The 21,918-nt window shown below is 68.7% G+C and carries 23 protein-coding genes; 7 read left to right on the top strand and 16 right to left on the bottom strand.

The features are described from left to right. Nucleotides 1–176 precede the first annotated feature (176 nt). The 6 genes from AB0M24_RS42580 to AB0M24_RS42555 all read right to left on the bottom strand — a co-directional run bounded on the left by AB0M24_RS42580 (nucleotide 177) and on the right by AB0M24_RS42555 (nucleotide 4,270). On the bottom strand, nucleotides 177–521 hold the full coding sequence (locus AB0M24_RS42580) for an RNA polymerase-binding protein RbpA (RefSeq protein ID WP_030470277.1): 345 nt from the start codon (nucleotides 519–521) through the stop codon (nucleotides 177–179). Nucleotides 522–587: 66 nt separating this feature from the next. Beyond that, on the bottom strand, nucleotides 588–833 hold the full coding sequence (secG, locus tag AB0M24_RS42575; RefSeq protein WP_363779912.1) for a preprotein translocase subunit SecG: 246 nt from the start codon (nucleotides 831–833) through the stop codon (nucleotides 588–590). A gap of 94 nt (nucleotides 834–927) precedes the next feature. Next, nucleotides 928–1,716, bottom strand: coding sequence for a triose-phosphate isomerase (gene tpiA, locus AB0M24_RS42570; protein ID WP_363779910.1), 789 nt, complete (start codon nucleotides 1,714–1,716; stop codon nucleotides 928–930). Further along, on the bottom strand, nucleotides 1,716–2,924 hold the full coding sequence (locus AB0M24_RS42565) for a phosphoglycerate kinase (RefSeq protein WP_363779908.1): 1,209 nt from the start codon (nucleotides 2,922–2,924) through the stop codon (nucleotides 1,716–1,718). Before AB0M24_RS42565 ends, tpiA begins: the two co-directional genes overlap by 1 nt. A gap of 17 nt (nucleotides 2,925–2,941) precedes the next feature. Continuing rightward, nucleotides 2,942–3,946, bottom strand: coding sequence for a type I glyceraldehyde-3-phosphate dehydrogenase (gene gap / locus AB0M24_RS42560; RefSeq protein WP_167978256.1), 1,005 nt, complete (start codon nucleotides 3,944–3,946; stop codon nucleotides 2,942–2,944). A gap of 114 nt (nucleotides 3,947–4,060) precedes the next feature. Beyond that, entirely contained in the window at nucleotides 4,061–4,270 is a 210-nt protein-coding gene (locus tag AB0M24_RS42555) for a hypothetical protein (protein ID WP_363779905.1), read from the bottom strand. A 125-nt stretch (nucleotides 4,271–4,395) separates the two neighbouring features. On the opposite strand from AB0M24_RS42555, the gene AB0M24_RS42550 reads away from it, so the two are divergent. After that, nucleotides 4,396–6,750, top strand: coding sequence for a LuxR C-terminal-related transcriptional regulator (locus AB0M24_RS42550; RefSeq protein WP_363779903.1), 2,355 nt, complete (start codon nucleotides 4,396–4,398; stop codon nucleotides 6,748–6,750). A gap of 11 nt (nucleotides 6,751–6,761) precedes the next feature. On the opposite strand, the gene whiA is transcribed toward AB0M24_RS42550, so the two are convergent. The 8 genes from whiA to AB0M24_RS42510 form a co-directional block, all read right to left on the bottom strand. After that, nucleotides 6,762–7,748: a DNA-binding protein WhiA gene (gene whiA, locus AB0M24_RS42545; RefSeq protein WP_363779901.1), complete on the bottom strand. Its 987-nt coding sequence runs from the start codon at nucleotides 7,746–7,748 to the stop codon at nucleotides 6,762–6,764. Further along, the gene (gene yvcK, locus AB0M24_RS42540; protein WP_363779921.1) at nucleotides 7,739–8,707 is read right to left on the bottom strand and encodes a uridine diphosphate-N-acetylglucosamine-binding protein YvcK; all 969 of its coding nucleotides are present in this window, start codon (nucleotides 8,705–8,707) and stop codon (nucleotides 7,739–7,741) included. Before yvcK ends, whiA begins: the two co-directional genes overlap by 10 nt. Nucleotides 8,708–8,712: 5 nt before the next feature. Continuing rightward, nucleotides 8,713–9,591 (bottom strand): RNase adapter RapZ, encoded by an 879-nt coding sequence (gene rapZ / locus AB0M24_RS42535; RefSeq protein ID WP_363779899.1) that lies wholly within the window; start codon nucleotides 9,589–9,591, stop codon nucleotides 8,713–8,715. A 431-nt stretch (nucleotides 9,592–10,022) separates the two neighbouring features. Beyond that, the gene (locus tag AB0M24_RS42530; protein ID WP_363779897.1) at nucleotides 10,023–10,613 is read right to left on the bottom strand and encodes an HD domain-containing protein; all 591 of its coding nucleotides are present in this window, start codon (nucleotides 10,611–10,613) and stop codon (nucleotides 10,023–10,025) included. 239 nt (nucleotides 10,614–10,852) lie between these two features. After that, nucleotides 10,853–12,754: an excinuclease ABC subunit UvrC gene (uvrC, locus tag AB0M24_RS42525; protein WP_363779895.1), complete on the bottom strand. Its 1,902-nt coding sequence runs from the start codon at nucleotides 12,752–12,754 to the stop codon at nucleotides 10,853–10,855. Nucleotides 12,755–12,797: 43 nt separating this feature from the next. Beyond that, nucleotides 12,798–13,250, bottom strand: coding sequence for a Rieske (2Fe-2S) protein (locus AB0M24_RS42520; protein WP_363779893.1), 453 nt, complete (start codon nucleotides 13,248–13,250; stop codon nucleotides 12,798–12,800). Nucleotides 13,251–13,356: 106 nt separating this feature from the next. Continuing rightward, nucleotides 13,357–13,596 carry a Rieske (2Fe-2S) protein gene (locus AB0M24_RS42515; RefSeq protein ID WP_363779919.1) on the bottom strand — a complete coding sequence of 80 codons (240 nt, stop codon included), beginning with the start codon at nucleotides 13,594–13,596 and terminating at the stop codon, nucleotides 13,357–13,359. Nucleotides 13,597–13,764: 168 nt separating this feature from the next. Then, nucleotides 13,765–14,190: a hypothetical protein gene (locus AB0M24_RS42510; RefSeq protein WP_363779891.1), complete on the bottom strand. Its 426-nt coding sequence runs from the start codon at nucleotides 14,188–14,190 to the stop codon at nucleotides 13,765–13,767. A gap of 520 nt (nucleotides 14,191–14,710) precedes the next feature. On the opposite strand from AB0M24_RS42510, the gene AB0M24_RS42505 reads away from it, so the two are divergent. Beyond that, nucleotides 14,711–16,069 (top strand): helix-turn-helix transcriptional regulator, encoded by a 1,359-nt coding sequence (locus AB0M24_RS42505; protein ID WP_363779889.1) that lies wholly within the window; start codon nucleotides 14,711–14,713, stop codon nucleotides 16,067–16,069. A gap of 23 nt (nucleotides 16,070–16,092) precedes the next feature. Further along, nucleotides 16,093–16,545 (top strand): hypothetical protein, encoded by a 453-nt coding sequence (locus AB0M24_RS42500; RefSeq protein WP_363779887.1) that lies wholly within the window; start codon nucleotides 16,093–16,095, stop codon nucleotides 16,543–16,545. Here the strand turns inward: AB0M24_RS42500 and AB0M24_RS42495 are convergent. Next, nucleotides 16,542–17,150, bottom strand: a complete 609-nt coding sequence (locus AB0M24_RS42495) for a TetR/AcrR family transcriptional regulator (protein WP_363779885.1) — start codon at nucleotides 17,148–17,150, stop codon at nucleotides 16,542–16,544. The two genes, AB0M24_RS42500 and AB0M24_RS42495, sit on opposite strands and share 4 nt — an antisense overlap. Before the next feature lie 50 nt (nucleotides 17,151–17,200). On the opposite strand from AB0M24_RS42495, the gene AB0M24_RS42490 reads away from it, so the two are divergent. Further along, the gene (locus AB0M24_RS42490) at nucleotides 17,201–18,097 is read left to right on the top strand and encodes an SDR family NAD(P)-dependent oxidoreductase (protein WP_363779883.1); all 897 of its coding nucleotides are present in this window, start codon (nucleotides 17,201–17,203) and stop codon (nucleotides 18,095–18,097) included. Here the strand turns inward: AB0M24_RS42490 and AB0M24_RS42485 are convergent. Then, the gene (locus AB0M24_RS42485) at nucleotides 18,002–19,660 is read right to left on the bottom strand and encodes a BTAD domain-containing putative transcriptional regulator (RefSeq protein ID WP_363779881.1); all 1,659 of its coding nucleotides are present in this window, start codon (nucleotides 19,658–19,660) and stop codon (nucleotides 18,002–18,004) included. The two genes, AB0M24_RS42490 and AB0M24_RS42485, sit on opposite strands and share 96 nt — an antisense overlap. A gap of 50 nt (nucleotides 19,661–19,710) precedes the next feature. Between AB0M24_RS42485 and AB0M24_RS42480 the strand changes: the two genes are divergently transcribed. From AB0M24_RS42480 to AB0M24_RS42470, 3 genes are read left to right on the top strand one after another with little or no spacing between them, the layout of a single operon-like run. Next, nucleotides 19,711–20,583, top strand: a complete 873-nt coding sequence (locus AB0M24_RS42480; protein WP_363779879.1) for an alpha/beta hydrolase — start codon at nucleotides 19,711–19,713, stop codon at nucleotides 20,581–20,583. Between the two features lie 15 nt (nucleotides 20,584–20,598). Continuing rightward, nucleotides 20,599–21,060 (top strand): hypothetical protein, encoded by a 462-nt coding sequence (locus AB0M24_RS42475; protein ID WP_363779877.1) that lies wholly within the window; start codon nucleotides 20,599–20,601, stop codon nucleotides 21,058–21,060. Continuing rightward, a complete protein-coding gene (locus AB0M24_RS42470; RefSeq protein WP_363779875.1) occupies nucleotides 21,057–21,917 on the top strand; it encodes a hypothetical protein in 861 nt (286 codons plus the stop codon). The genes AB0M24_RS42475 and AB0M24_RS42470 overlap by 4 nt, the downstream gene beginning before the upstream one ends. Nucleotide 21,918: the final 1 nt, after the last annotated feature.

Here is a 21,918-nt window from a genome sequence, read left to right as displayed (position 1 = left end):
GGGCAGAGCTCCCAGAACGCAACCGCCAGATACGCACGGCACGCGCCCACCTACGAACACGAAACAGGAACCCGCCAACCCAACAGGGAGACGGCAACCCACGCGAGCGCCGAAGGCGCACACGCAAAAGGCCCCCTCTCCGCAGTAGATGGGGGCCTTTCACACAACTACAAGCCTTACGGCTCTTCCCGCTGCCGCCGAAGCTTGGCGAGAGCCTCCTCGAGGATCGCCTCCCCATCAGCGTCAGACCGCCGCTCCTTCACATACGCAAGGTGCGTCTTGTACGGCTCGTTGCGCGGAGGCGCGGGTGGCGTCTGCTCGTCCCGCCCAGCGGGCAAGCCGCAACGCGGACAGTCCCAGTTCTCCGGCACCTCGGCGTCGACCGCAAAGGAAGGCCGGGACTCGTGACCGTTCGCGCACCAGTACGACACCCGACGGCGGGGCGCGGACTCGCCGCGCTCCGACTCGCCCATCGGGCCTGCGCCGACGCGGGTACCGCGAATCGCGTTACCACCAGACATCGACCGTTACACCCCCACCAAGTGGTTACCCCAAGCCCCTGAGGGCTTCTGCCGCTGAACGGTTGATCAGCTGCCCGCGCCGGGCAGCTTGATCAGCAGTCCGATGCCCACGATCGCGATGACCCAGACCGCGCCGACGAACAGCGTCAGGCGGTCGAGGTTCTTCTCCACGACGGAGGAACCGGACAGAGTCGACTGCATACCGCCGCCGAACAGCGAAGAAAGGCCGCCACCACGACCGCGGTGCAGCAGCACGAGCAGCACCAGCAGCACGCTGGAGACGATCAACAGGATCTGCAGGAACAGGACCATTTCTTCCTCACTGACAGGCAGCCGACGCCATAGAGTACCTGTTCGACTGCCGAACGTGTGCAACCACTTGGGTCTGCGGGTTAATCAGATCAACTTAGGGTAGAGGGCCGCCGGCAGCCAGAGCGCACAGCTTGGTGAATTCGTCCGCCTGAAGGCTCGCGCCGCCGACAAGGGCGCCGTCGATGTCCTTCTGCGCGATGAGCTCACCGATGTTCGACGACTTCACGGAACCGCCGTAAAGCACGCGAACAACTGCTGCGGTCTCCTCGCCGTACTTCTCCGCCACGAACGAGCGGACCAGCGAGCACACCTCCTGCGCGTCGGCCGACGACGCGGTCTTGCCGGTGCCGATGGCCCACACGGGCTCGTAGGCGAACACGATCTTGGTGACCTGCTCGGCGGAGAAGCCGGCCAGGCCCTCCTCGAGCTGCTGGCGAACCAGTTCCAGGTGACCGCCGGCCGTGCGCACGTCCAGCTTCTCGCCGAAGCAGAAGATGGGCGTGACCTCGAACTTCAGGGCGGCACGAACCTTCGCGTTGACCAGCGCGTCCGTCTCGCCGTGGTACTCGCGGCGCTCGGAGTGCCCGACGACCACGTAGTGGCAGCCGAGCTTCGCGAGCATCGGGCCGGACACCTCGCCGGTGTACGCGCCCGAGTCGTGCTGCGAGATGTCCTGCGCGCCGTACTTGATCAGCAGCTTGTCGCCGTCGACCAGCGTCTGGATGCTGCGGATGTCGACGAACGGCGGGAGGACGGCCACCTCGACCTTGGCGAAGTACTTCTCCGGCAGGGAGAAGGCGATCTTCTGCACGAGGCCGATCGCTTCGAGGTGGTTGAGGTTCATCTTCCAGTTGCCCGCGATGAGCGGGAGCCGGGCTGCCATCAGCGATCACCTTCATTCTTGGCAAGAACGCTGATGCCGGGCAGTTCCTTGCCCTCGAGGAACTCGAGAGAGGCACCGCCACCGGTGGAGATGTGCGAGAAACCGTCCTCGGGCAGACCCAGCGCGCGCACGGCGGCCGCGGAGTCGCCACCACCGACGACGGTGAACGCCTCGGACTTCACGAGAGCCTCGGCGACGGCACGCGTGCCACCCGCGTAGGCCTCCTGCTCGAAGACGCCCATCGGGCCGTTCCAGAACACGGTCTTGGCGTCGGCCAGCTTCGACGCGAACAGCTCACGCGACGAAGGACCGATGTCGAGGCCCATCTGGTCGGCCGGGATGGCGTCCGTCGCCACGATCGTGTGCTCCGGGTTGCCGAACTTGTCGGTGACCAGCACGTCGACCGGCAGCACGAGCTCGACGCCGCGCTTCTCGGCCTCGGCGAGGAAGCCGCGGACGGTGTCCAGCTGGTCTTCCTGCAGCAGCGAACCGCCGACCTCGTGGCCTTGGGCCTTGAGGAACGTGTACGCCATGCCGCCGCCGATCAGCAGCCGGTCGACCTTCGACAGCAGGTTCGCGATGACGCCGAGCTTGTCGGACACCTTCGCGCCACCCAGCACCACGACGTACGGGCGCTCCAGGTCGTCGGTGAGCTTCTTCAGAACACTGAGCTCGGCCTCGACGAGACCACCGACGTACGCGGGCAGCTTCTGCGCCACGTCGTACACGGAGGCCTGCTTGCGGTGCACGACACCGAAGCCGTCGGACACGAACGCGTCGGCGAACGCGGCGAGCTCAGCAGCCAGCTCCGAGCGCTCAGCATCGACCTTCGAGGTCTCGCGGGCGTCGAAGCGGACGTTCTCCAGCATCACGACGCCACCGTCGGTCAGCGCGGCCACCACGGACTTGGCGGACTCGCCGACCAGGTCCGACGCCAGCGCGACCTCGGTGCCGAGCAGCTCACCGAGGCGAGCGGCGGCCGGGGCCAGGGAGAACTGGGGGTCCGGCTCGCCCTTGGGGCGGCCGAGGTGAGCGGTGACGATCACGCGGGCACCCGCGTCGGCCAGTGCCTTGATCGTCGGCACCGACGCGCGGACGCGGCCGTCGTCGGTGATCTTGTCTCCGTCGAGGGGGACGTTCAGGTCGGCGCGCACCAGGACGCGCCGACCCGCGACACCCTCGGCGAGCAGGTCGCTGAGAGTCTTCACTGACTTTTCGCCCCTGATCAGATCTTGGACGCGACGAGCTTGACCAGGTCCGCGAGGCGGTTGGAGTAGCCCCACTCGTTGTCGTACCAGCCGACGACCTTGACCTGGTTGCCGATGACCTTGGTCAGCGGCGCGTCGTAGATGCACGAGTGCGCGTCGGTGACGATGTCGGCCGACACGATCGGGTCCGTCGAGTACTTCAGGATGCCGGCCAGCGGGCCCTCGGCGGCGGCCTTGTACGCGGCGTTGACCTCGTCGACGGTGACCTCGCGCTTGAGCGTGACCGTCAGGTCCGTGGCCGAGCCGGTGGGGATCGGCACGCGCAGCGCGTAACCGTCGAGCTTGCCCTTGAGCTCCGGCAGCACCAGGCCGATGGCCTTCGCGGCACCGGTCGAGGTCGGCACGATGTTCAGCGCGGCGGCGCGGGCACGACGCAGGTCGCTGTGCGGCGCGTCCTGCAGGTTCTGGTCCTGCGTGTACGCGTGGATCGTGGTCATGAGGCCCTGCTCGATGCCGAAGCTGTCGTGCAGCACCTTGGCCAGCGGCGCGAGGCAGTTCGTGGTGCAGGACGCGTTCGAGATGATCGTCTGCGAGCCGTCGAACTTGTCCTCGTTCGCGCCGATGACGACCGTCAGGTCCTCGTTCTTGGCCGGCGCGGAGATGATGACCTTCTTGGCGCCACCCTCGTCGACGTGCGCGCGGGCCTTGGTGGCGTCGGTGAAGAAGCCGGTGGACTCGACGACGACGTCGACGCCCAGGTCCTTCCACGGCAGCTTGCCGGGGTCGCGCTCGGCCAGGGCCTTGATGACCTTGCCGTCGACGGAGATGCCCTCGTCGGTGACCTGCACGTCCGCGTCCAGACGACCGAGAATGCTGTCGTACTTCAGCAGGTGGGCCATGGTGGCGACGTCACCGAGGTCGTTGAACGCGACGATCTCGATGTCGTGGCCGCCGGCACGCACCGCGCGGAAGAAGTTGCGGCCGATCCGGCCGAAACCATTGACACCTACACGAACCGTCACGACGGTCTCCTTGCGTTCGACTGGCAGGAACAAGCCCACCCTATCTGCCGAACTGCGTCCCTGGTCACAGGGATAGTGCGTATCTCTTGATCGAGCCAGAAAAAGGCCCTCTGATTAGGCCGTTCGGCGGCGCAGCGCGCGGAGCATCCAGAGGTACGCGCTCAGCTCCTCCGCGGCCTCCGCGGCGGTGCGGCAGGCCTCCGGGCTGTTCTCGTTCGCGTCCCTGCCGACGACGGCCGTGATCCTGGCGAGCCACTCGTCCACCACCTGCCGGTCCTGCGGTGGCACGAGCGATGTGCTGGGCTGACGGATCTGCGCGGTCATGACCGGACCTCCCGGGATCGGTGGCGGCGGCACCTGGCGAGATCATGTCCACGGTCTGAAGGACCTATCAATACCCCGAAACAGCGGGTGTTACGGGCCGTTACGCGCCGATAGGGTCATTCCTCATGACGGCCAATGCCGCCTGTGTGACATGTGGAAACCCGCTCACCGACACGGCCGCGGGACGACGCTACTGCTCCAACGCGTGTCGTCAGCGTGCCTATCGCGAACGCAGCTCGGCCCGTGACGAATCCCCGACCGGCTCGGCCGTCCCGACCCCGCTGGACACGTTCGTGGGCCGTCGCGAGGAGCTGGCGGCGCTGGGGAGGCTCGCCGGGGAGCACCGGCTGGTGTCGCTGGTCGGTCCGGCGGGGGCGGGCAAGACCAGGCTCGCCGTCCAGCACGTCGGCAAACGCGCTGATCAGGTGTGGTGGACCGCGCTGGCCTCCGCGTCCGACGTCGTGCAGGCGGTCTACCACTCCGTCGGCGCGCACCCGCTGCCGAACCGCTCGGTGCGCGACGCGGTGATCGCCGAGGTCGAGCAGCACCGGCGCCCGCTGCTCGTGCTGGACAACTGCGAGCACGTGCTGGCAGAGGTCGCCGACGTGGTGTCCGAGCTCCTGGCGTGCTGCCCGCGGCTGCGCGTGCTGGTGACGTCCCGCGAGCCGCTGCGGCTGGCCGGCGAGCAGGTTTTCGCGCTCGGCGAGCTGGAGCTGCCGCCCTTGAACTCGAACCTCACCGAGGCCCTCCGTTACGACGCGGTGCTCCTGTTTGGTGACCGTGCCGTCTCGGTAGACCGCTCGTTCGAGATCGACTCCTCGAACGTCGCGGACGTCGTGGCGGTCTGCCGCTCCCTCGACGGCATGCCGCTGGCGATCGAACTGGCCGCCCGGCGCATCACGGTCCTCTCCCCCGCCGACATCGTGGCGCGGCTCGGTGACCGGCTGGCGTTGCTGACGGCCGGCCCACGCGCGACCGACGACCGCCACCGCACGCTGCGCGCCGCGATCGGGTGGAGCTACGACCTGCTGTCCGAGGCGGAGCAGTCCGCCTGCCGTCGTCTCGCGGTGCTCGGCGTGCCGTTCGACCTGGGTGTGGCGAGCACGGTGTGCGACGTCCCGGACGCGCTGGACCTGCTGACCAGCCTCGAGCAGAAGTCGCTGCTGGTCGCCGAACGCGCCGCGGGCACCACCACGTTCCGGCAGCTGGAGTCGATCCGGCTGTACTGCCACGAACGCGCGGCGGAGCGCGGCGACATCACACTCGTGGCCGACCGCGTGGTCGACTGGGTGTGTTCGGTCGTGGAGCCCGAGATCTCGTCGTTCTTCCCGGCACCGGCCGTCGTGCTGCGCCTGGACCGCAACATCGGCCTGGTCGAGCTGGCCGTCACGCGCACCGCGGACGTCGGCGACTGGTCCCGGCACGCGCTGACGATCGTCGCCACGGCCTGGACCTCCACGCCGCGCGGCCCTCGTGGCGCTCCGACCGAGCTCCTGCACCGCGCCCTGTCCCAGCCGATGCCGCCGCCGTACCGCAGCGTGCTGACCGTGCTGGCCGCGATGCACCACCGGTTGCGCGGCGGCTGGCACGTGTCGCGCAGGTTCGCCCAGGAGTCCATGGAGATCGAACGCGCCCACGGGTCCCGTCCCGGCACGCTGGCCCGCGCGATCGAGGTGCTGGCGTCCGCGGAAGCGCACACCGGCAACCCCGAGCAGGCGTGGCAGCACTTCGACGAGGCCGTGGAGATGCTCCGGTTCTCGGGCGACCAGCTCGCCCGCGGCCTTCTGCTGAACTCCTACGGCTGGACGGTGCTGCAGCACGGCGAGGCGGACGTGGCGGCGCCGCTGGTGCGCGAGTCGCTGACGCTGGTCCGGCTGCACGGCCTGCCGCACCTGCTCAACCCCGTCCTGCACACCGCGGGCGCGATCGCGTTGGCGCGCAAGAGCTATCCCGAGGCGGTGGACCTGTTCCGGGAGTCGCTGGAGGTCGGCTCCGAGCACCCGATGGACCAGTTCTACGACCTCGAAGGCCTTGCTCTGGGACTGGTCGGCGTCGGGTCGGACGACGAACGCGCGTTGTCGTTGCTGACAGCGGCTTCCGTGGTACGCACCCGCTACGACTTCCGCGCGGAGCCGTACTGGCAGGCGTTGCTGGACGAGGCCCGAGCCGTGTGCCGCGAGCGCGTCGCCGCGGGACGGTTGCGCGCCGCCGAGTCGACCGGCGAGCGGATGTCGTTGCCCCAGGCCATTTCCTACGCCCTGACCGCGCGGCCCGTCGCCGAGGACGACGACGGGGTGATCTCCGAACGCGAGCTGCACGTCGCGACGCTCGTGGCGGAAGGGCTGACGAACCGGCAGATCGGGCAACGGCTGGGGATCTCACCCCACACCGTCGCCCGACATGTCACGCACGCGCGGACCAAGCTGGGACTGCGGTCGCGGGCTCAGCTGGCCGTGTGGGCCGGCCGGCACACGCCTTAGACCTCTGCTTCTCAGACCTCTGCTTCGAGCATCTCCGCCGTGACCGCCGACTCGGTGTCCGGCAGGCCCAGGTCCTTGGCGCGCTTGTCCGCCATCGCGAGCAGACGCCTTATACGGCCGGCGACCGCGTCCTTGGTCATCTGCGGGTCGGACAGCTGGCCGAGCTCCTCCAGCGACGCCTGGCGGTGCGCGAGCCGGAGGTGACCGGCGGCGGCCAGGTGGTCGGGAGCCTCGGGGCCGAGGATCTCCAGCGCGCGAGCCACTCGTGCGGCGGCGGCGACGGCCGCGCGGGCCGAGCGCCGCAGGTTCGCGTCGTCGAAGTTCGCGAGCCTGTTGGCCGTGGCCCTGACCTCACGCCGCATCCTGCGCTCTTCCCACGCCAGCACGCTGTCGTGCGCACCGAGCTTGGTCAGCATCGCGCCGATGGCGTCGCCGTCCCTTATCACCACGCGCTCGGCTCCGCGGACCTCGCGCGACTTCGACGCGATGCCCATCCTGCGCGCCGCACCGACCAGGGCGAGGGCAGCCTCCGGGCCGGGGCAGGTGATCTCGAGCGACGAGCTGCGGCCGGGTTCGGTCAGCGACCCGTGCGCGAGGAACGCACCGCGCCACGCGGCCTCCGCGTCGCACACCCCGCCCGACACGACCGGCGCGGGCAGGCCGCGCACCGGACGGCCGCGCGGGTCGAGCAGACCGGTCTGGCGGGCGAGACCCTCACCGTCCTTGACCACGCGGACGACGTACCGGGTGCCCTTGCGCAAGCCGTTCGACTGGATCGTGAAGACCTCGGCGTGGTGGCCGTAGAGAGCCTGGATCTCCTTGAGGAGCCTGCGCGCGGCGCTGCCGAGGTCCAACTCCGCCTCGACGACCACGCGGCCGGACACGATGTGCAGGCCGCCGGCGAACCTGAGCAGGGAGGACACCTCCGCGCGGCGGCAACAGGTCTTGGATACCGCGAGCCTGCTCAGCTCGTCCTTGACCGCCGACGTCATCGCCACGGGCCTGTCCCTCCCACTCCGGTCTCATCGACCACCTGCCTCAGGCAACCGGCCAAGGCCTCCGGATCATGCCGCTCCGCGGCGTCCAGTGCGGCGATCTTGGCCAGATGCGTCCGCGCACCCAGTGCCGAGGCGGCCCGCGTCAGCCGGTCCGGGGTGGGGACCGAGTCGACGTCGGCGATCACCGCGTCCACCTTCAGCTCGGGTGCGTGTTCGCAGACTACGTCCAAATGGCGCTCCGGAGAGAAACCGGCGGTTTCGCCCGGTTGGGGGACAAGATTGAGCACCAGGACCTTCCTGGCCCGCGTGCGGGTGAGCGCGTCGAGCAGTTCGGGCACCAGCAGATGCGGCAACACGCTGGTGAACCACGATCCCGGGCCGAGTAACACAAGATCAGCGCCAAGTACAGCCTGTACTGCTTCCGGACAGCCGACAGGTCGCCCGTTCGGGGCAGTCAACCGAATCCGCTGCACGAGCCCCGGCGTAGTCGCGATGGCGACCTGCCCCCGGATGCGCCGCACGTCGTTCTCGTCCTCGTCCAGCCCTGTGACGTCGGCTTCGATGTCGAGCGGCTCGTTCGACATCGGCAGCACCCGGCCTTTGAGCCCGAGGAGCTTGCCGGCTGTGTGCAGGACTTGGACTGGATCGCCGAGCTGCTCGAGCAGCCCGGCGAGCACCAGGTTGCCGACCGCGTGCCCCGCGAGCGCCCCCGTGCCACCGAACCGGTGCTTGAACAGCGAAGTCCACAGCACGCTCTGCTCGTCGTCCCCCGCCAGCGCCGCCATGGCCTTGCGCAGGTCACCGGGCGGCAGCAGGTCGGTGATCTCTCGTCTCAGCCGTCCGGAGGAGCCGCCGTCGTCCGCGACGGTCACCACAGCCGTCACGTCGTTCGTGAGTTGCTTGAGCGCGGTGAGGGTCGCGTGCAACCCGTGTCCACCACCAAGAGCAACAGCCTTCAACTTCGTCACTCGCGTCCCAGATCCCTGTGCACGACCTTGACAGCCATGCCGTCCTCCGACGCTAGCCGTGCCGCCAGCTCCTCCGACAGGGCCACACTCCGATGCTTGCCACCGGTGCACCCGATCGCCAGCGTCAGATACCGCTTGCCCTCCCTGCGGTAGCCGGCGCCGATGAGCCTGAGCAGCTCGTGGTACCGGTCGAGGAACTCGTCCGCACCTTCCTGGCTGAGCACGTAGTTGCGCACCTCGCCGTCCAGCCCGGTCTGCTCGCGCAGCTCGGGGATCCAGAACGGGTTGGGCAGGAACCGGACGTCCATGACGAGGTCCGAGTCCATCGGCAGCCCGTACTTGTAGCCGAAGCTGAGCACGGTGACGCGCGTCCTGCTCGCCGCTTCGGTGCCGAACGTGTCCTCGATCTTGGCCCGCAGCTGGTGGATTGACAGTGCTGACGTGTCCAGCACCAGGTCCGCTTCCTGCTTGAGCGGCGTGAGCAGGATCCGCTCGGCCTCGATGCCGTCCTGCAGCCTCCCGTGACCCTGCATCGGGTGACCCCTGCGGACCGCCTCGAACCTGCGGATCAGCACGTCGTCCGTGGCCTCGAGGAACAGCACGCGCGGCTTGTACCCCCTAGCGTCCAGGTCCTTGATGATGGACGCCAGGTCCTCGGTGAACGCGCGACTCCGCACGTCCATCACAACAGCGACCCTGGTGATGGCCCCACGCGCCTGCGCGCCGAGCTCGACCATGGTGGCGATGAGTTCCGGGGGCAGGTTGTCGACGACGAACCAGCCGAGGTCCTCCAGGCACTTGGCCGCGGTGCTGCGGCCCGCACCGGACAGCCCGGTCACCACGGCGACTTCGATGCCGGACTTCTCCGCGTTCACGACTACGACTCCGTTACCTGTTCATGAGCTGGATGCTCTGGATGTGTGTTCTTGGGTGCCGCGCCACGACCCGGCGCGCCCTTGGAGAGTCTCCACTGCTCCGTGGTGTTCGCGCGGCAGGTTCGGCACTTGAGACGCTACGTGCCTCCGCGATCCCCGCCACTCGGACGGGTGAACCTCGTCCGGATCCACGCCCGCCGCCCTCTGGTAGATGTCCCGAAACCATGGTCGTCTTCGCCGCGACAGAAGGAAGGGGCGGGCGGGCATCGCGGTCGAGCATCGCGGTCACGCATCTCGGTCACGCATCTCGGGTCGAGTACCTCGGTCACGCATCTCAGTCACGCATCTCGGGTCGAGTACCTCGGTCACGCATCTCAGTCACGCATCTCGGGTCGAGCACCTCGGTCACGCATCTCGGCGACGCATCGCGGTCACGCCGTGATCGGGTAGCTCGACTGGAAGGCCAGCCGCACGTCCGCGCGCGACGCGATGCGGTCCAGTTCGTCGTCGAGCGCCAGGAAGACCTCCCACGGCTCCTGGCCGGACGTGGTGGCGAGGTGGGTGGTGATCAGCCGTTCGAGGTCTTCGACGCGCTTGGCCTTCCACACCTTGTCGGCGAGGCTGACCAGGAGGTCCTCGATGGTCACGTCGTCGGCCGTCCACGAGGCGTGGGTTCGCGCGAAACGGGCCAGGTGTTCGGGAACGCCGCGGGAGAGCAGGAGTGTGTGGCCCGCCGGTTCGTGGGCCGAGCCCGGACCTGACAGCTCGTCGGGGTGCAGGACCTTGCCGATGTCGTGCGTGGCCGCGCCGAACAGCACCGCTGCGCGGTCGAAGGGTATCGCCGGGTGGTGTTGGGCGACCCAGTCCGCGAGTTGGCAGGCCACGTCGTGGACCGCGCGGAGGTGCGCGACCAGGCGTGGCGACGCTTGCAGGTCCTCCAGGAGCGAGACGGCTTCCGGTGGCAGTGGACTCAGGCCCACGTCCTCGGTCAGGGCTTGGCGCACAAGCGAAGCGAGCGTCAACGCTGCGCCTCCGCCGACACGTAGCTCAGCACTACGGCACCAGCCGCATGGTGGCCCGCGCCCAGAAGTTCGTTCACCGCTTGGCCTCCCCCGCGGATGACGCCGAGCTCGCTACGACCACACCGGGCACGCCCAAGCCCACGCGCAAAAACCCGGTCACTGCTTCGCCTCCACCCCCGACACCACCAGACTCGCCGCGACCGCGTCGGCCGTGCGGTGACCCGCGCCCAGAACACCGGTCACTGCTTCGCCTCTGCCGCCGCCAGACTCGCCACCACCGCCTCGGCCGTGCGGCGGCCCACTCCCGGCACCTCGCTCACTTCGTCCACTGTGGCCTGGCGGAGTTTGCGGACCGAGCCGAAGTGCTTGAGCAGCGCGGCTTTGCGGGTTTCGCCGAGGCCTGGCACGTCGTCGAGTTCGGAGGCGGTCATGCGCTTCGAACGCTTGGCGCGGTGGTAGGCGATGGCGAAGCGGTGGGCCTCGTCGCGGACTCGTTGCAGGAGGTACAGGGCGTCGCTGGTGCGCGGGAGGATCACCGGGTCGGGCTCGCCGGGGACCCAGACTTCTTCCAGGCGCTTGGCCAGGCCCACTACTGCTACGTCGGTGATGCCCAGTTCGGCCAGGACGTCGGCTGCTGCCGCGGCTTGGGGGCCGGCGCCGTCCACCACCAGGAGGTTGGGCGGGTAGGCGAACTTGCGGGGTTTGCCGGTGTCCGGGTCGATGCCCGGGTTGGGGCCGCCGGACGCGGTTTCGCGCAGCATGGCTTGGAAGCGGCGGCGGACCACTTCGGCGATGGAGGCCACGTCGCCCTCGGTGGCCGCTTCCCTCAAAGCGAAGCGGCGGTATTCGGACTTGCGGGCCAGGCCGTCTTCGAAGACGACCAGGGACGCCACCACGTCGGTGCCCTGGACGTGGCTGATGTCGATGCACTCGATGCGCAGCGGGGCGGTGTCGAGAGCCAGCGCGTCTTGCAGTTCACCCAGGGCTGCGGAGCGGGCGGTCAGGTCGCCTGCGCGGCGGAGCTTGTGCTGGGCGAAGGCTTCGGAAGCGTTGCGCGCCACCGTTTCCATGAGCGCGCGCTTGTCGCCTCGCTGTGGGACGCGCAAGGCGACGCGAGAGCCGCGCTGTTCCGACAGGAGATCTTCGAGGGCGGCAGCGTCGTCGGGCAGGACCGGGACGAGGACCTCACGCGGCGTGCTTTCCGTGTTGTCGCCGTAGAACTGCATGATGAACTGGTCGACGAGGGCCGCGTCGTCGACCGCCTCCACCTTGTCGAGGACCCAGCCTCGTTGGCCGCGCACCCGGCCGCCGCGCACGTGGAAGACCTGGACCGAGACCTCGAGCTCGTCCTGCGCGAACGCCATCACGTCGGCGTCCGTGCCGTCGCCCAAGACAACTGCTTGCTTTTCCATGGCACGACGCAAAGCGCCCAGATCGTCGCGCAAACGAGCGGCGCGCTCGAACTCCAACTCCTCTGAAGCTTCCAACATCTCGCGCTCCAGGCGGCGGACCATGTGATCGGTCTTGCCCGCCAGGAAGTCGCAGAAGTCCTCGACGATCTCGCGGTGCTCGTCAGCGGAAACCTTGCCCACGCAAGGCGCCGAGCACTTGTCGATGTACCCGAGCAGGCACGGCCGCCCGATCTGCGAATGCCGTTTGAACACACCGGCCGAACACGTCCGCGCCGGGAAGACGCGCAACAGCAGGTCGAGCGTTTCCCGGATCGCCCAGGCGTGAGCGAACGGGCCGAAGTAGCGCACGCCCTTCTTGCGCGGGCCGCGGTACACGTGCAGCCGCGGGTACTCCTCGTGCAAAGTCACGGCCAGCACCGGGTACGACTTGTCGTCGCGGTACCGGACGTTGAAGCGCGGGTCGAACTCCTTGATCCAGTTGTACTCGAGCTGCAGCGCCTCGACCTCGGTGGCCACGACGGTCCACTCGACCGACGCCGCCGTCGTCACCATCTGGCGGGTGCGCGGGTGCAGGCCCGCCAGGTCGGCGAAGTACGAGTTCAGCCTGCTGCGCAAGCTCTTCGCCTTGCCGACGTACACGACTCGGCCACCGGCGTCGCGGAACTTGTAGACGCCGGGAGCCTCGGGAATCGTGCCCACAGCTGGGCGGTACGTCGACGGATCTGCCACGCCGTCAAGACTAACGACGCGGTCTGACAAAAACAGAAAAGGGTCAGGCCAGCACGACTTGGTCGCCGTCCACGCGAACCGCGACAGCACGCAGACCTGTAGTCGCGGGCCCCTTCTTCACGGCGCCGTCAGCAGCACCGAACTGGCTGCCGTGCGAAGGACATGTGATGGTTCCGCCGGAAGGCTCCGCCACGGTCGAACCCTGGTGCGTGCACGTCGCGTCGTAAGCCTTCACCTCGGAAGCCGAAATCCGCGCCACGACGATCTTCTTGCCACCGGGTCCGTCGACCAGAGCGCCTCCCCCTTCCGGCACATCGGCCAGCGCGACCAGAGCCGTACCGGGCTTTCCGGCGGAACCGGTCTGGCCGGAACCAGAAGAAGCAGGAGGCGCGGAAGAGCCGGAACTGCAAGCGGTCACCAGCCCACTGGGCACGGCGAGCGCCACGACGATTCCGCACAGCGCCGCCCGCCTGCTGACCGGGCTTTCGGTGTTCACGACCGATTCCTCCGATGTGGTGGTGTTCGGGGTCACACCACAGCATTACGCGGAACGGTCAGCGGAAGTTCAGTCAGAGGCCCAATGCACAGCAACCTCACAGGTCTCAGACAAGCACCAAATCGGAACCGGACACAGCGACGGCAACCTCAGTCAACCCAGAAGTCGCAGGTCCTTTGCGAACAGCACCCGAAGAAGGGTCGAAAGCGCTCCCATGCAACGGACAGGTGATGACACCACCGGCAGGAGGGTTAACCAATGAGCCCACGTGCGGGCAGGAGGGGTTGAACGCGCGGAATTCACCCGATCGAGGCTGCACGACGAGCAGCTGGGCGTTGCCGGGCATGTCCACCAGCACACCAGAGCCCACCGGAACAGCGGAAACAGCCGAAACGCGATCTCCCGGCCGGGCGGTCCCGACACCGCCCGTCTTGCGAGGAGCAGGCTCGCCACAAGCGCTCAAGGCAGCGAGCCCACACAACAACAGAGCTGAACGACGATCCACGAACGGGAATTATCGCCGCTGGTCCTCCGCGGCAGCCGTCCGGGCCAGCGCGAGCACGGCGGTGAACGGCGGGAACCAGTGCCGCGAGTGCGACGGCGGGTTCGCCCACCGCAGCGATCCGTACCTGGTCATCGTGGGTGGCAGCGCGATCCGGTGCGGGGATCGCACGAACTGGACCTCGGGCGGGGCCTTGAGGTGCGTCGGGAGCAACGCCACCAGCTCGGCCAGGAAGATCCAGTGCTCGCGCGGGCCGGGGATCACGGTGACGGGGCCGGCGAGCATGCGCGACTTGAGATCGGCCAGGACGCGCGACCCGATGCGCGCGGGCATGGCCAAGGCGGTCGTGGCGGGACCTAGAGGTAGGAAGACACCCTGCTCGGTGACGTTCACCTGCCATCCGAGCAAACGGTAACCGGCGACTGCCTCGCCGATCATCCGATCGTGTCCTCTGTTCTGTGGGATCCCGGAAGTTCCGGTCTCCGCGGTCGTGAGGCTCATCGGCGGTCGTCCTCCCCGCTCATGGGTCAGGCACTGCCAAAACCGCGGGGATCTGCCCGCGACCTGACGATGTGCAGAGTGCGTGGCCGTGAGCGCTAACACCACTCGCGAGATGCATGACGTTCATGCAGCAGACGTATGAAGGTCATCCGCCAGGCGGAGGTACGCGGACTGCGACACGCGAATCCATTACGTCTTATGCATGAGATGGATGGACTGACGATCACGCCTCCGTACACTGGGAAAACGCTCAGTGACGGGGGCGAGGCCGATGGATACAGCGAGACCCAGATCCAGACGCGCTTGCCCGTGCGGAGCGTTCATCGCCGCGGACAACACCGATCGGCTGTGTCACCGCTGCCGTCGCAACGCCCGTTCCGACGTGCACGGACCTCCTGCCGTCCCGGACGACTTCTGGGACCACCCCGCGATCACGGCGGCTTGTACAGATCGCGACATGGGTGCACTGATCTCCGCGTACCGGCACCACCCGCAACACCTCAGCCGAGTGAGCCAGGACCGCATGGCGGGCTGGCTCGGGATCAGCCAGGCGCAGCTCTCGCGTTACGAGTCCGGCGAGAACCAGATCGACCGGCTCGACCGGCTGCGCCACTTCGCGCTCGTGCTCGGTGTTCCGGGTGAACGACTGTGGTTCGACCGAGTCGTCATCCCAGCTCAGGTGGGCTCCCCCGAAACGGGCCCGCCAGATGTGCTCGCCGCCCCGTGGGAGGCGACGAGCATTGCCCGTTCGGTCGAGGAGACGGCGAGGAGCGACTTGGCGATCAGCAGACGAGCGGCGCTCACGGGGGCGGCCGCGGTGACGGTGGGGTCCGCACTGGTCGAACCTCTGCAGCGGTGGTTGCACCCCCTGCAGAACCTGTCGAAGTGGTCGTCGCACTCGGCGATCAGCGAGGAGGAGCTGCTGGCTCTGCAACGCGTCGCGGACGGGTTGCGCGGCTGGGGCGGACGTGGCGGGTACGGACTGGCGCGCAAGGCGGTGCTGGGTCAGCTCGACGAGCTGGCCGAACGCCTGCAGCGCGCGCCGGCGGGCCCGACGACGGAACGGGCGTTCTTCATCGGCGCCGAGCTGTCCAAGGTGGCGGCGAGCATGTCGTTCGACGCGGGGCTGCACAACGCGGCCCAGCGCTACTACGTGCTGGCCATCCGGATGGCGAAAGCAGGCCACAACGACGGCTTCGCGGCGTTGTGCCTCGCGGCGATGGCGCGGCAGATGTTCGACCTCGGCAGGCCCGAGGACGGGCTCGAGCTCGTGCAGCTCGGCCAGTACGGCACGCGCCGCACGGGCACACCGACGTTGAAAGCGCTGCTCCTCACGCGTGAGGCGTGGGCGTACGCGCAGATGGGCAAGACCCGCGAGTTCCACCAGGTCGTGGGCATGGCACAGGACAGCTTCGCGCAGCGTGAGGCGGACAACGAACCGCGTTACCTGCACAGCTTCGACGAGGCCGAGCTGGAAGGCGTGATCGGGGCGCGGTGCCGCGACCTGGCCATGCACGACCCTGCTCAGGCCGTGTTCGCCGAACAACACATTCGGCGTGCATTGGAGCTGCGAGACCCGTCGAAGGTGCGCAACCGCGCGTTCGACGTGATCGGACTGGCGCGCACCAAGATGGTCGCGGGAGACCCGGAGGCGGCGTGCGGGTTGATCAACGAGGTTCTGCCGACGGCGGCGAAGCTCTCCTCGGGGCGCGTGCTCCGGAAACTGGAGGACTTCGCCAAGGAGGCGGCCACGCACCGCCACATCCGCGCCGTTCAGGAGACCCGCGACGCGATCAGAGCGATCCGGACGGCCTGATGCGGGTCGGGATCACCGGACACATGAACCTGGTGCCTGAGTGCGTCCCGGCGGTGCAGGCGGCGATCACCGAGGTGCTGGAACGGCTCGGGCAGCCCGTGGTCGGCGTGACGTGCCTCGCGCCGGGCGCCGACCAGGTGTTCGCGCGGGCGGTGCTGGGCCTCGGCGGGCAGGTCGAGGTCGTGCTGCCGGCGCTCGACTACCGGGACAAGCTCAAACCGCACCAGGTCGCCGACTACGACGAGCTGCGGGCGGCGGCTCAGGTCGTCAGCGTGCTGCCGCACATGACGTCCAACAGGCTCGCCTACGTGGCCGCCAACGAGCGCATCCTCGCGTCCGTCGAGCTGCTGGTGGCGGTGTGGGACGGGGTGCCGCAGCAGGGCAAGGGCGGGACCGCGGACGTGGTGGAGCAGGCGCGGGCCTCCGGGGTGCCGATCGAGGTCGTGTGGCCTCCTGAGGCACGCCGCAAGTCCTAGCCCGCGATCATCCGGATGAGGGTGTCCACAAGGGCGTCGGCGGTCGTCTGCCACTTGTCCGTGCCGAGCTGACCGCTGTGTTCCATTCCCGCGATCCCGTGCGCACTCGTCAGCAGAAGCGCGCCGTAGTGCCGTGCGTCCTTCTCCCCCACAACATCGGCGACGACGGCCAGAAGCTCGTCCTGGAACCGCTCGGCTGCCCGGGAGGCCGCGTCCGGGTCGCCTTCCGGTCCGCACACCTGCCGGTGCAGGCGTTCGAGGCGGTTCAGGCGTCCCGGCTGCCAGAACAGCAGCTGGTAGAGGTGCGGGCCGACGTGGAGGAGAACGCCGAGAGCGCCGCGCAGCTTCTCCTCGGCTGACCGGGAGGGGTCGGCCCGGATCGCGTGGACGTCGTCGGTGAGCCGTTCCCAGGTCTGGGCCGCGACGGCGGTCAGCAGGCTGTCCTTGTCCGCGAAGTGGCGGTACGGCGCTCCCCTCGTCACCCCTGCCCGCGCGCCCACCTCGCGCAACGTGACCGCTTCCGGGCCGCCGGCGTCCAGCAGCGAGGCGGCCGCGTCCAGCAGCGCGCGGCGGGTGGCGGCGGCGGACTCCGCGCGGGTGACCATGACCCGATCCTACAGTTGACAGTGTCATCTCAACGCGTACCGTGGTTGAGGTGACAACGTCATCTGAAAAGCTCGTCGTCGTGACCGGCGCCTCGACGGGCATCGGCAGGGCCACCGCCGAAGAGCTCGCCAGGCGTGGTTTTCACGTGCTGGCGGGCGTGCGCGGCAACCCGGACGCCATCCGGGCACGAGGCATCGAGCCCGTCCTCCTCGACATCACCGTGCCCGAGCAGGTGGCGGCACTCGCCGAACGCGTCGCGACCCGTCCGCTGCACGCGCTCGTCAACAACGCGGGCATCCAGGTGAACGCCCCGGTCGAGACCCTGCCGCTGGACGAGTGGCGGCACGTGTTCGAGGTCAACCTGTTCGGCCACATCGCCGTCACGCAGGCGCTGCTGCCGAACCTGCGAAACGGCCGCGTGGTCAACATCAGCTCCGTGGGCGGCAAAGTCGCCATGCCCACCTACGGCGCGTACGCGGGCGCGAAGTTCGCCCTGGAAGCCGTCAGCGACGCACTCCGCCGCGAGGGCGTACGAGTGGTGGTGGTCGAACCCGGTGGGGTCCGCACGGAGATGGCCACGCGAGGCATCGCCACCGCGAACAACCTTGCCGCGGCCATGACACCGGAACAGAGCGCGCGCTACGGCACCATGGTCCTGGCGATCAACAACCTGATGGCGGAAGGCACCGGAGCGGGAGTGACGGCCGGGCAAGCCGCCGAGGTCATCGCGAAAGCCGTGACGACCCGTGCACCGCGCACCCGCTACACGGTCGGCCGTGACGCGGCCCTGATCACGCTGCTGACGAGGGTCCTGTCCGACCGCGCGTTGGACCAGGTCATCGCCGCACGCCTAAAGCGTTCCGAACGACAGCATGCCCGTGGTGCCACCGATGATCTCGCCGCGAGCGGGCTCCAGCGCTTCCCGGGCTGCTTCGGCGAGCGCTGAGTCGCCTCTCTGCTCAGCCATGCGTGCCGTGAGCCACCACAGCACCTCGTAGTAGTGGTCCGCGCGCGGTGTGGGCAAGGACATGCCTTCGACCCACGGCCGGTATGGCCCCCAGTCGAGCGCCGGGTCAGGCGGCAGCCCGATCGACAGCAACGCCAGTGGCAGGAACCCCGTTTCCACTCCTGGCATGGATGACAGGTCCAACGCGCGGTATCCGGCTTCATCCGGCGCACGCATCAGCCGGAACCCGTTCGTGAATACGCGTACCAGCGGTGCCTCGTAAGTCTCGGCCAGCCGCTCGGCCTCCGTGACGTGCCGGGAGGCCTCCGAGAAGTCGCCCAGCGCCGACCATGCCTGCACCCCCACGAGATGACCGAGGATCTCGTAGGCGGGCAGGTCGTGCCGAGCGGACACCTCGATCAGCTCGGCCGCGATCCGCGCCCGCTCCCCCGACCGGCCGGGCTGCTGGAACGACTGCATGAACCGCGCGTTCAACGCCACCACGAGCACCGACGGATCGCCGAGCGACCGGGCCAGCTCCTCGGCTTCCAGCGCCGCCTCCAGAGCCCAGGCGTCCCGTGTGCCCCGATGCTCCACCGCGAGAGTGGCGAGCACCCGCGCGCGCAACGCAGACCCCGAAAGACTCGGCAACAAGCGCCGCCCCACCGACACCAGCGCGGCGGACTGAGCGGGATCATCGCTCACGGTCCAGTTGGAAGGCACGTCGTAGGCGGTCAGCACACGTGCCGTGAGCAGCGGATTCCCCAACCGTTCGGCCTCAAGGACAGCAGCGAACCGCTGTGCCTGAGCCAACGCCAGCCCACCGGTCAACGCCGCCTCGCCCGCCACCACACTCGCGGACCGCAACTGCGCGTAGGAGCCACCACGTGCAACGGCGTGACGAAGGATCTCGGCCTCTGCACGGTCGAGATCAGGCAGCGCGTCCAACCCGAACCGGTCCACCAACAGCTCACGCGCCGAACGCAGCACCCGCAAGGCCTCGACCTGCCGCCCGTCCTGGACCAGCGCGTGCGCCAGCAGGACCTGGGCCTTCTCCCGCCACGGATGCGCCCCGGCGAACTCCGCCAGCTCAGCGACCACTGACGGCCCTCGGCCTTGGTCGAGTTCAGCGCGCGCACGCAGCTCGACGGCCTGAGCGCGCACCTCCGACAACCGCGCGCGCTCCTGGACCACCCATGGGGACGGATCGAGGTCGGCATACGGCTCGGCCCAGCTCACCGACGACCCCGAGCCTGCCCGGACGTCGGATTCGAGCCGCCAAGCGTCCACCTCGGAGACCCGCAAGGCGTAGCCACGGCCGACCGTCGCGATCGCCTCCGACCCCAGCGCCGCACGCAGCTCCGACACGAACGTCCGCACCGCCCCAACGGCTCCAGCAGGCGGGTCTTCCCACAGAGAGGAGATCAACGCGTCGAGCGACACCACACGCCCGCCCGCGGCCACGAGACGACCGAGGAGCTCACGACGACGTTTGCTGCCAACGGCCACAACGCGTCCATCGGTGCCGACGACCGTCACCGGCCCAAGCACCCTGATCTGCACGAACGTGGATGCTAATCGCCTGCTGATCGGCCCGCCCGATGCTGGGCGGCATGAAGCTCCACACCACCATCACCGGCGAGGGCTCGTCGATCGTCCTGCTGCACGGCTTCCCGCAGACCCACCTGATGTGGCGGCACGTCGCCCCGCAGCTCGCGCAGAACCACACCGTCATCTGCCCCGACCTGCGCGGCTACGGCGCCAGCGACAAACCGGCGACGGGTTACGACAAGCGCACCATGGCCCAGGACGTGATCGACCTGGCCGACGAACTGGGCATCGAGAAGTTCGCGCTCATCGGCCACGACCGGGGCGTGCACGTGGCGTTCCGCGCCGCCCTCGACCACCCGGACCGGATCAGCCACCTCGGCCTGCTCGACAGCGTCCCCGCGTTCGACACCTGGAACGTTCTGCACGGCCGCGAGGCGAAGGTCGCCTTCCACCTCTACCTGCTGGCCCAGGAGTCCGGCCTGCCCGAGCAGCTGGTCACCAACAGCTCCGACGCGTTCTTCGGCCACTTCCTCGACGTGTGGTCGAACAACCCTTTCCCCGACGACATCCGAGCCGAGTACCTCGAAGCGGCCAGGAACTCGATCCCGTCGATCATCGAGGACTTCCGCGCGCTGGCGACCATCGACGTCGAGCACGACCGCGAGGACCTCGACAAAGGCCGGAAACTCACCATGCCCGTCGCCGTGATGCAGCAGGACTGGGGCACCCAGCTCGGCTTCGACCCCACCGAGCTCTGGCGCAAGTGGACCACCGATCTCCGGTTCACCACGACCAAGGCCGGCCACTTCATGGCGGAGGAATCACCCGACGACGTGGTGGAGTTCATCCAGGACCTCGTTGCTCCAGTTGAGGGAAGTTCGTCGGCAACCGGACCAACTCAGCCGACTGGTCTGGCGGCGGAGAGGGGGTGTTGATCACGATTTCGGGGCATGGCAGCCGAACCGTTCGCCCGCTTGGCCGACCGCCAGAACGCGTTGCGAACAGCACTACGCGCGTTACAGGCAGCGGGTCCCGGCAGCCCTGACTTCCCCGCCCTTCTCGCCGACACCGACAAAGAGGTCGAGGCCGTCATGCAGGCCCGCCGCGACGTCGAGGCGGCCCGGCTGACGGTGCCGAACCGGGCGATCGCGGCGGGCACGGCCGTCGGAGCGCTCATCGTCGTCATCGGCTGGTTCGACGGCTGGTCGCTGCTGTCCGTCGTGCTCGCCCTGGCCGTCGCCGCCGCCGTCCTCGTCGACCCGGTGGGACGCACCATCTGGGAACCGCGAGCCAGGACGGCGGCGATCTCGGCGGCCCTGCTCGCGGTTTTGCTGACACCATTGGCGAACGGCTGGGCGGCACTGGCCGTCGTGGCGGGCGTCGCGTGGTGGGCGTGGAGGACTCTCCGATGATGAACATCGACCCGGTCAAGGCGCTGGACGACAAGGTCGAGCGCCTGAAGAAGGACCTGAAGTCGCTCGGCGACCGCATCGACAACGCCCAGAACGACGCCGCCCAGCAACAGCTGAGCGCCACGAACCAGCTGCGCGACACCACCCGCAAGATCGCCAAGACCAACGACAGGGTCACCGAGCTCGCGGACAGCGTGCACCGCCTCGAACGGCTTCTGGTGGCGCTCAACCGGAAGGTGCGCGCGGGCGAGACGCAGAAGGCCGACTTCGACACGTGGCCGGAGATCGAGAAGCCGCTCATCGCGCGGATCCTCGCGGGCCAGGAAGCCTACGCGCGCAAGACGTTCACGCCGCAGGAAGCCAAGGACACCCGCAAGGCCATCGCCTCGTACGACAAGGCAGCCCTCGAAGCGATCGACGCCGCCGAAGCGCTCACGACGTTGCCACCCAACGCGGAATCGTTGTGGCGCAAGAAGTACAAGCAGTGGCGGATGATCACGAACAAGGAACGCCCCGACGCGCCGGACGACGGCGGGCACGCCAAGGACACCGCTGCCAAGTCAGCGGGCAACGAGGCCGTCGCGGAGGTGCGCGACCTGATTCGCACCCGCATCGAGGACGCGGTGGCGCAGGACCTGCTCTTCCCGGCGTGGTTCGAGAACATGCTCGGACCGGCCGCACCGCCCGGCAAGGCGGACGATTGGCTTTACACCGCAACGGATGTCGTGTTGTACCGGCTGCTGCACGACGTCACCAGCCCGGCGAGCGCGCTCGGTGCGCCACCGCAGGAACAAGGGCATCGCAGAAGCCTCCACGACCGGTTGATCGTGGAGTGCGCGGACTACCGCAAGGCGTGAA

It is taken from the genome of Lentzea sp. NPDC051838, assembly GCF_040681245.1.
GTDB lineage: Bacteria > Actinomycetota > Actinomycetes > Mycobacteriales > Pseudonocardiaceae > Lentzea.
The sequence above is the reverse complement of the archived record's forward strand: the minus strand, read 5'-3'. Positions and strand labels throughout refer to the sequence as shown.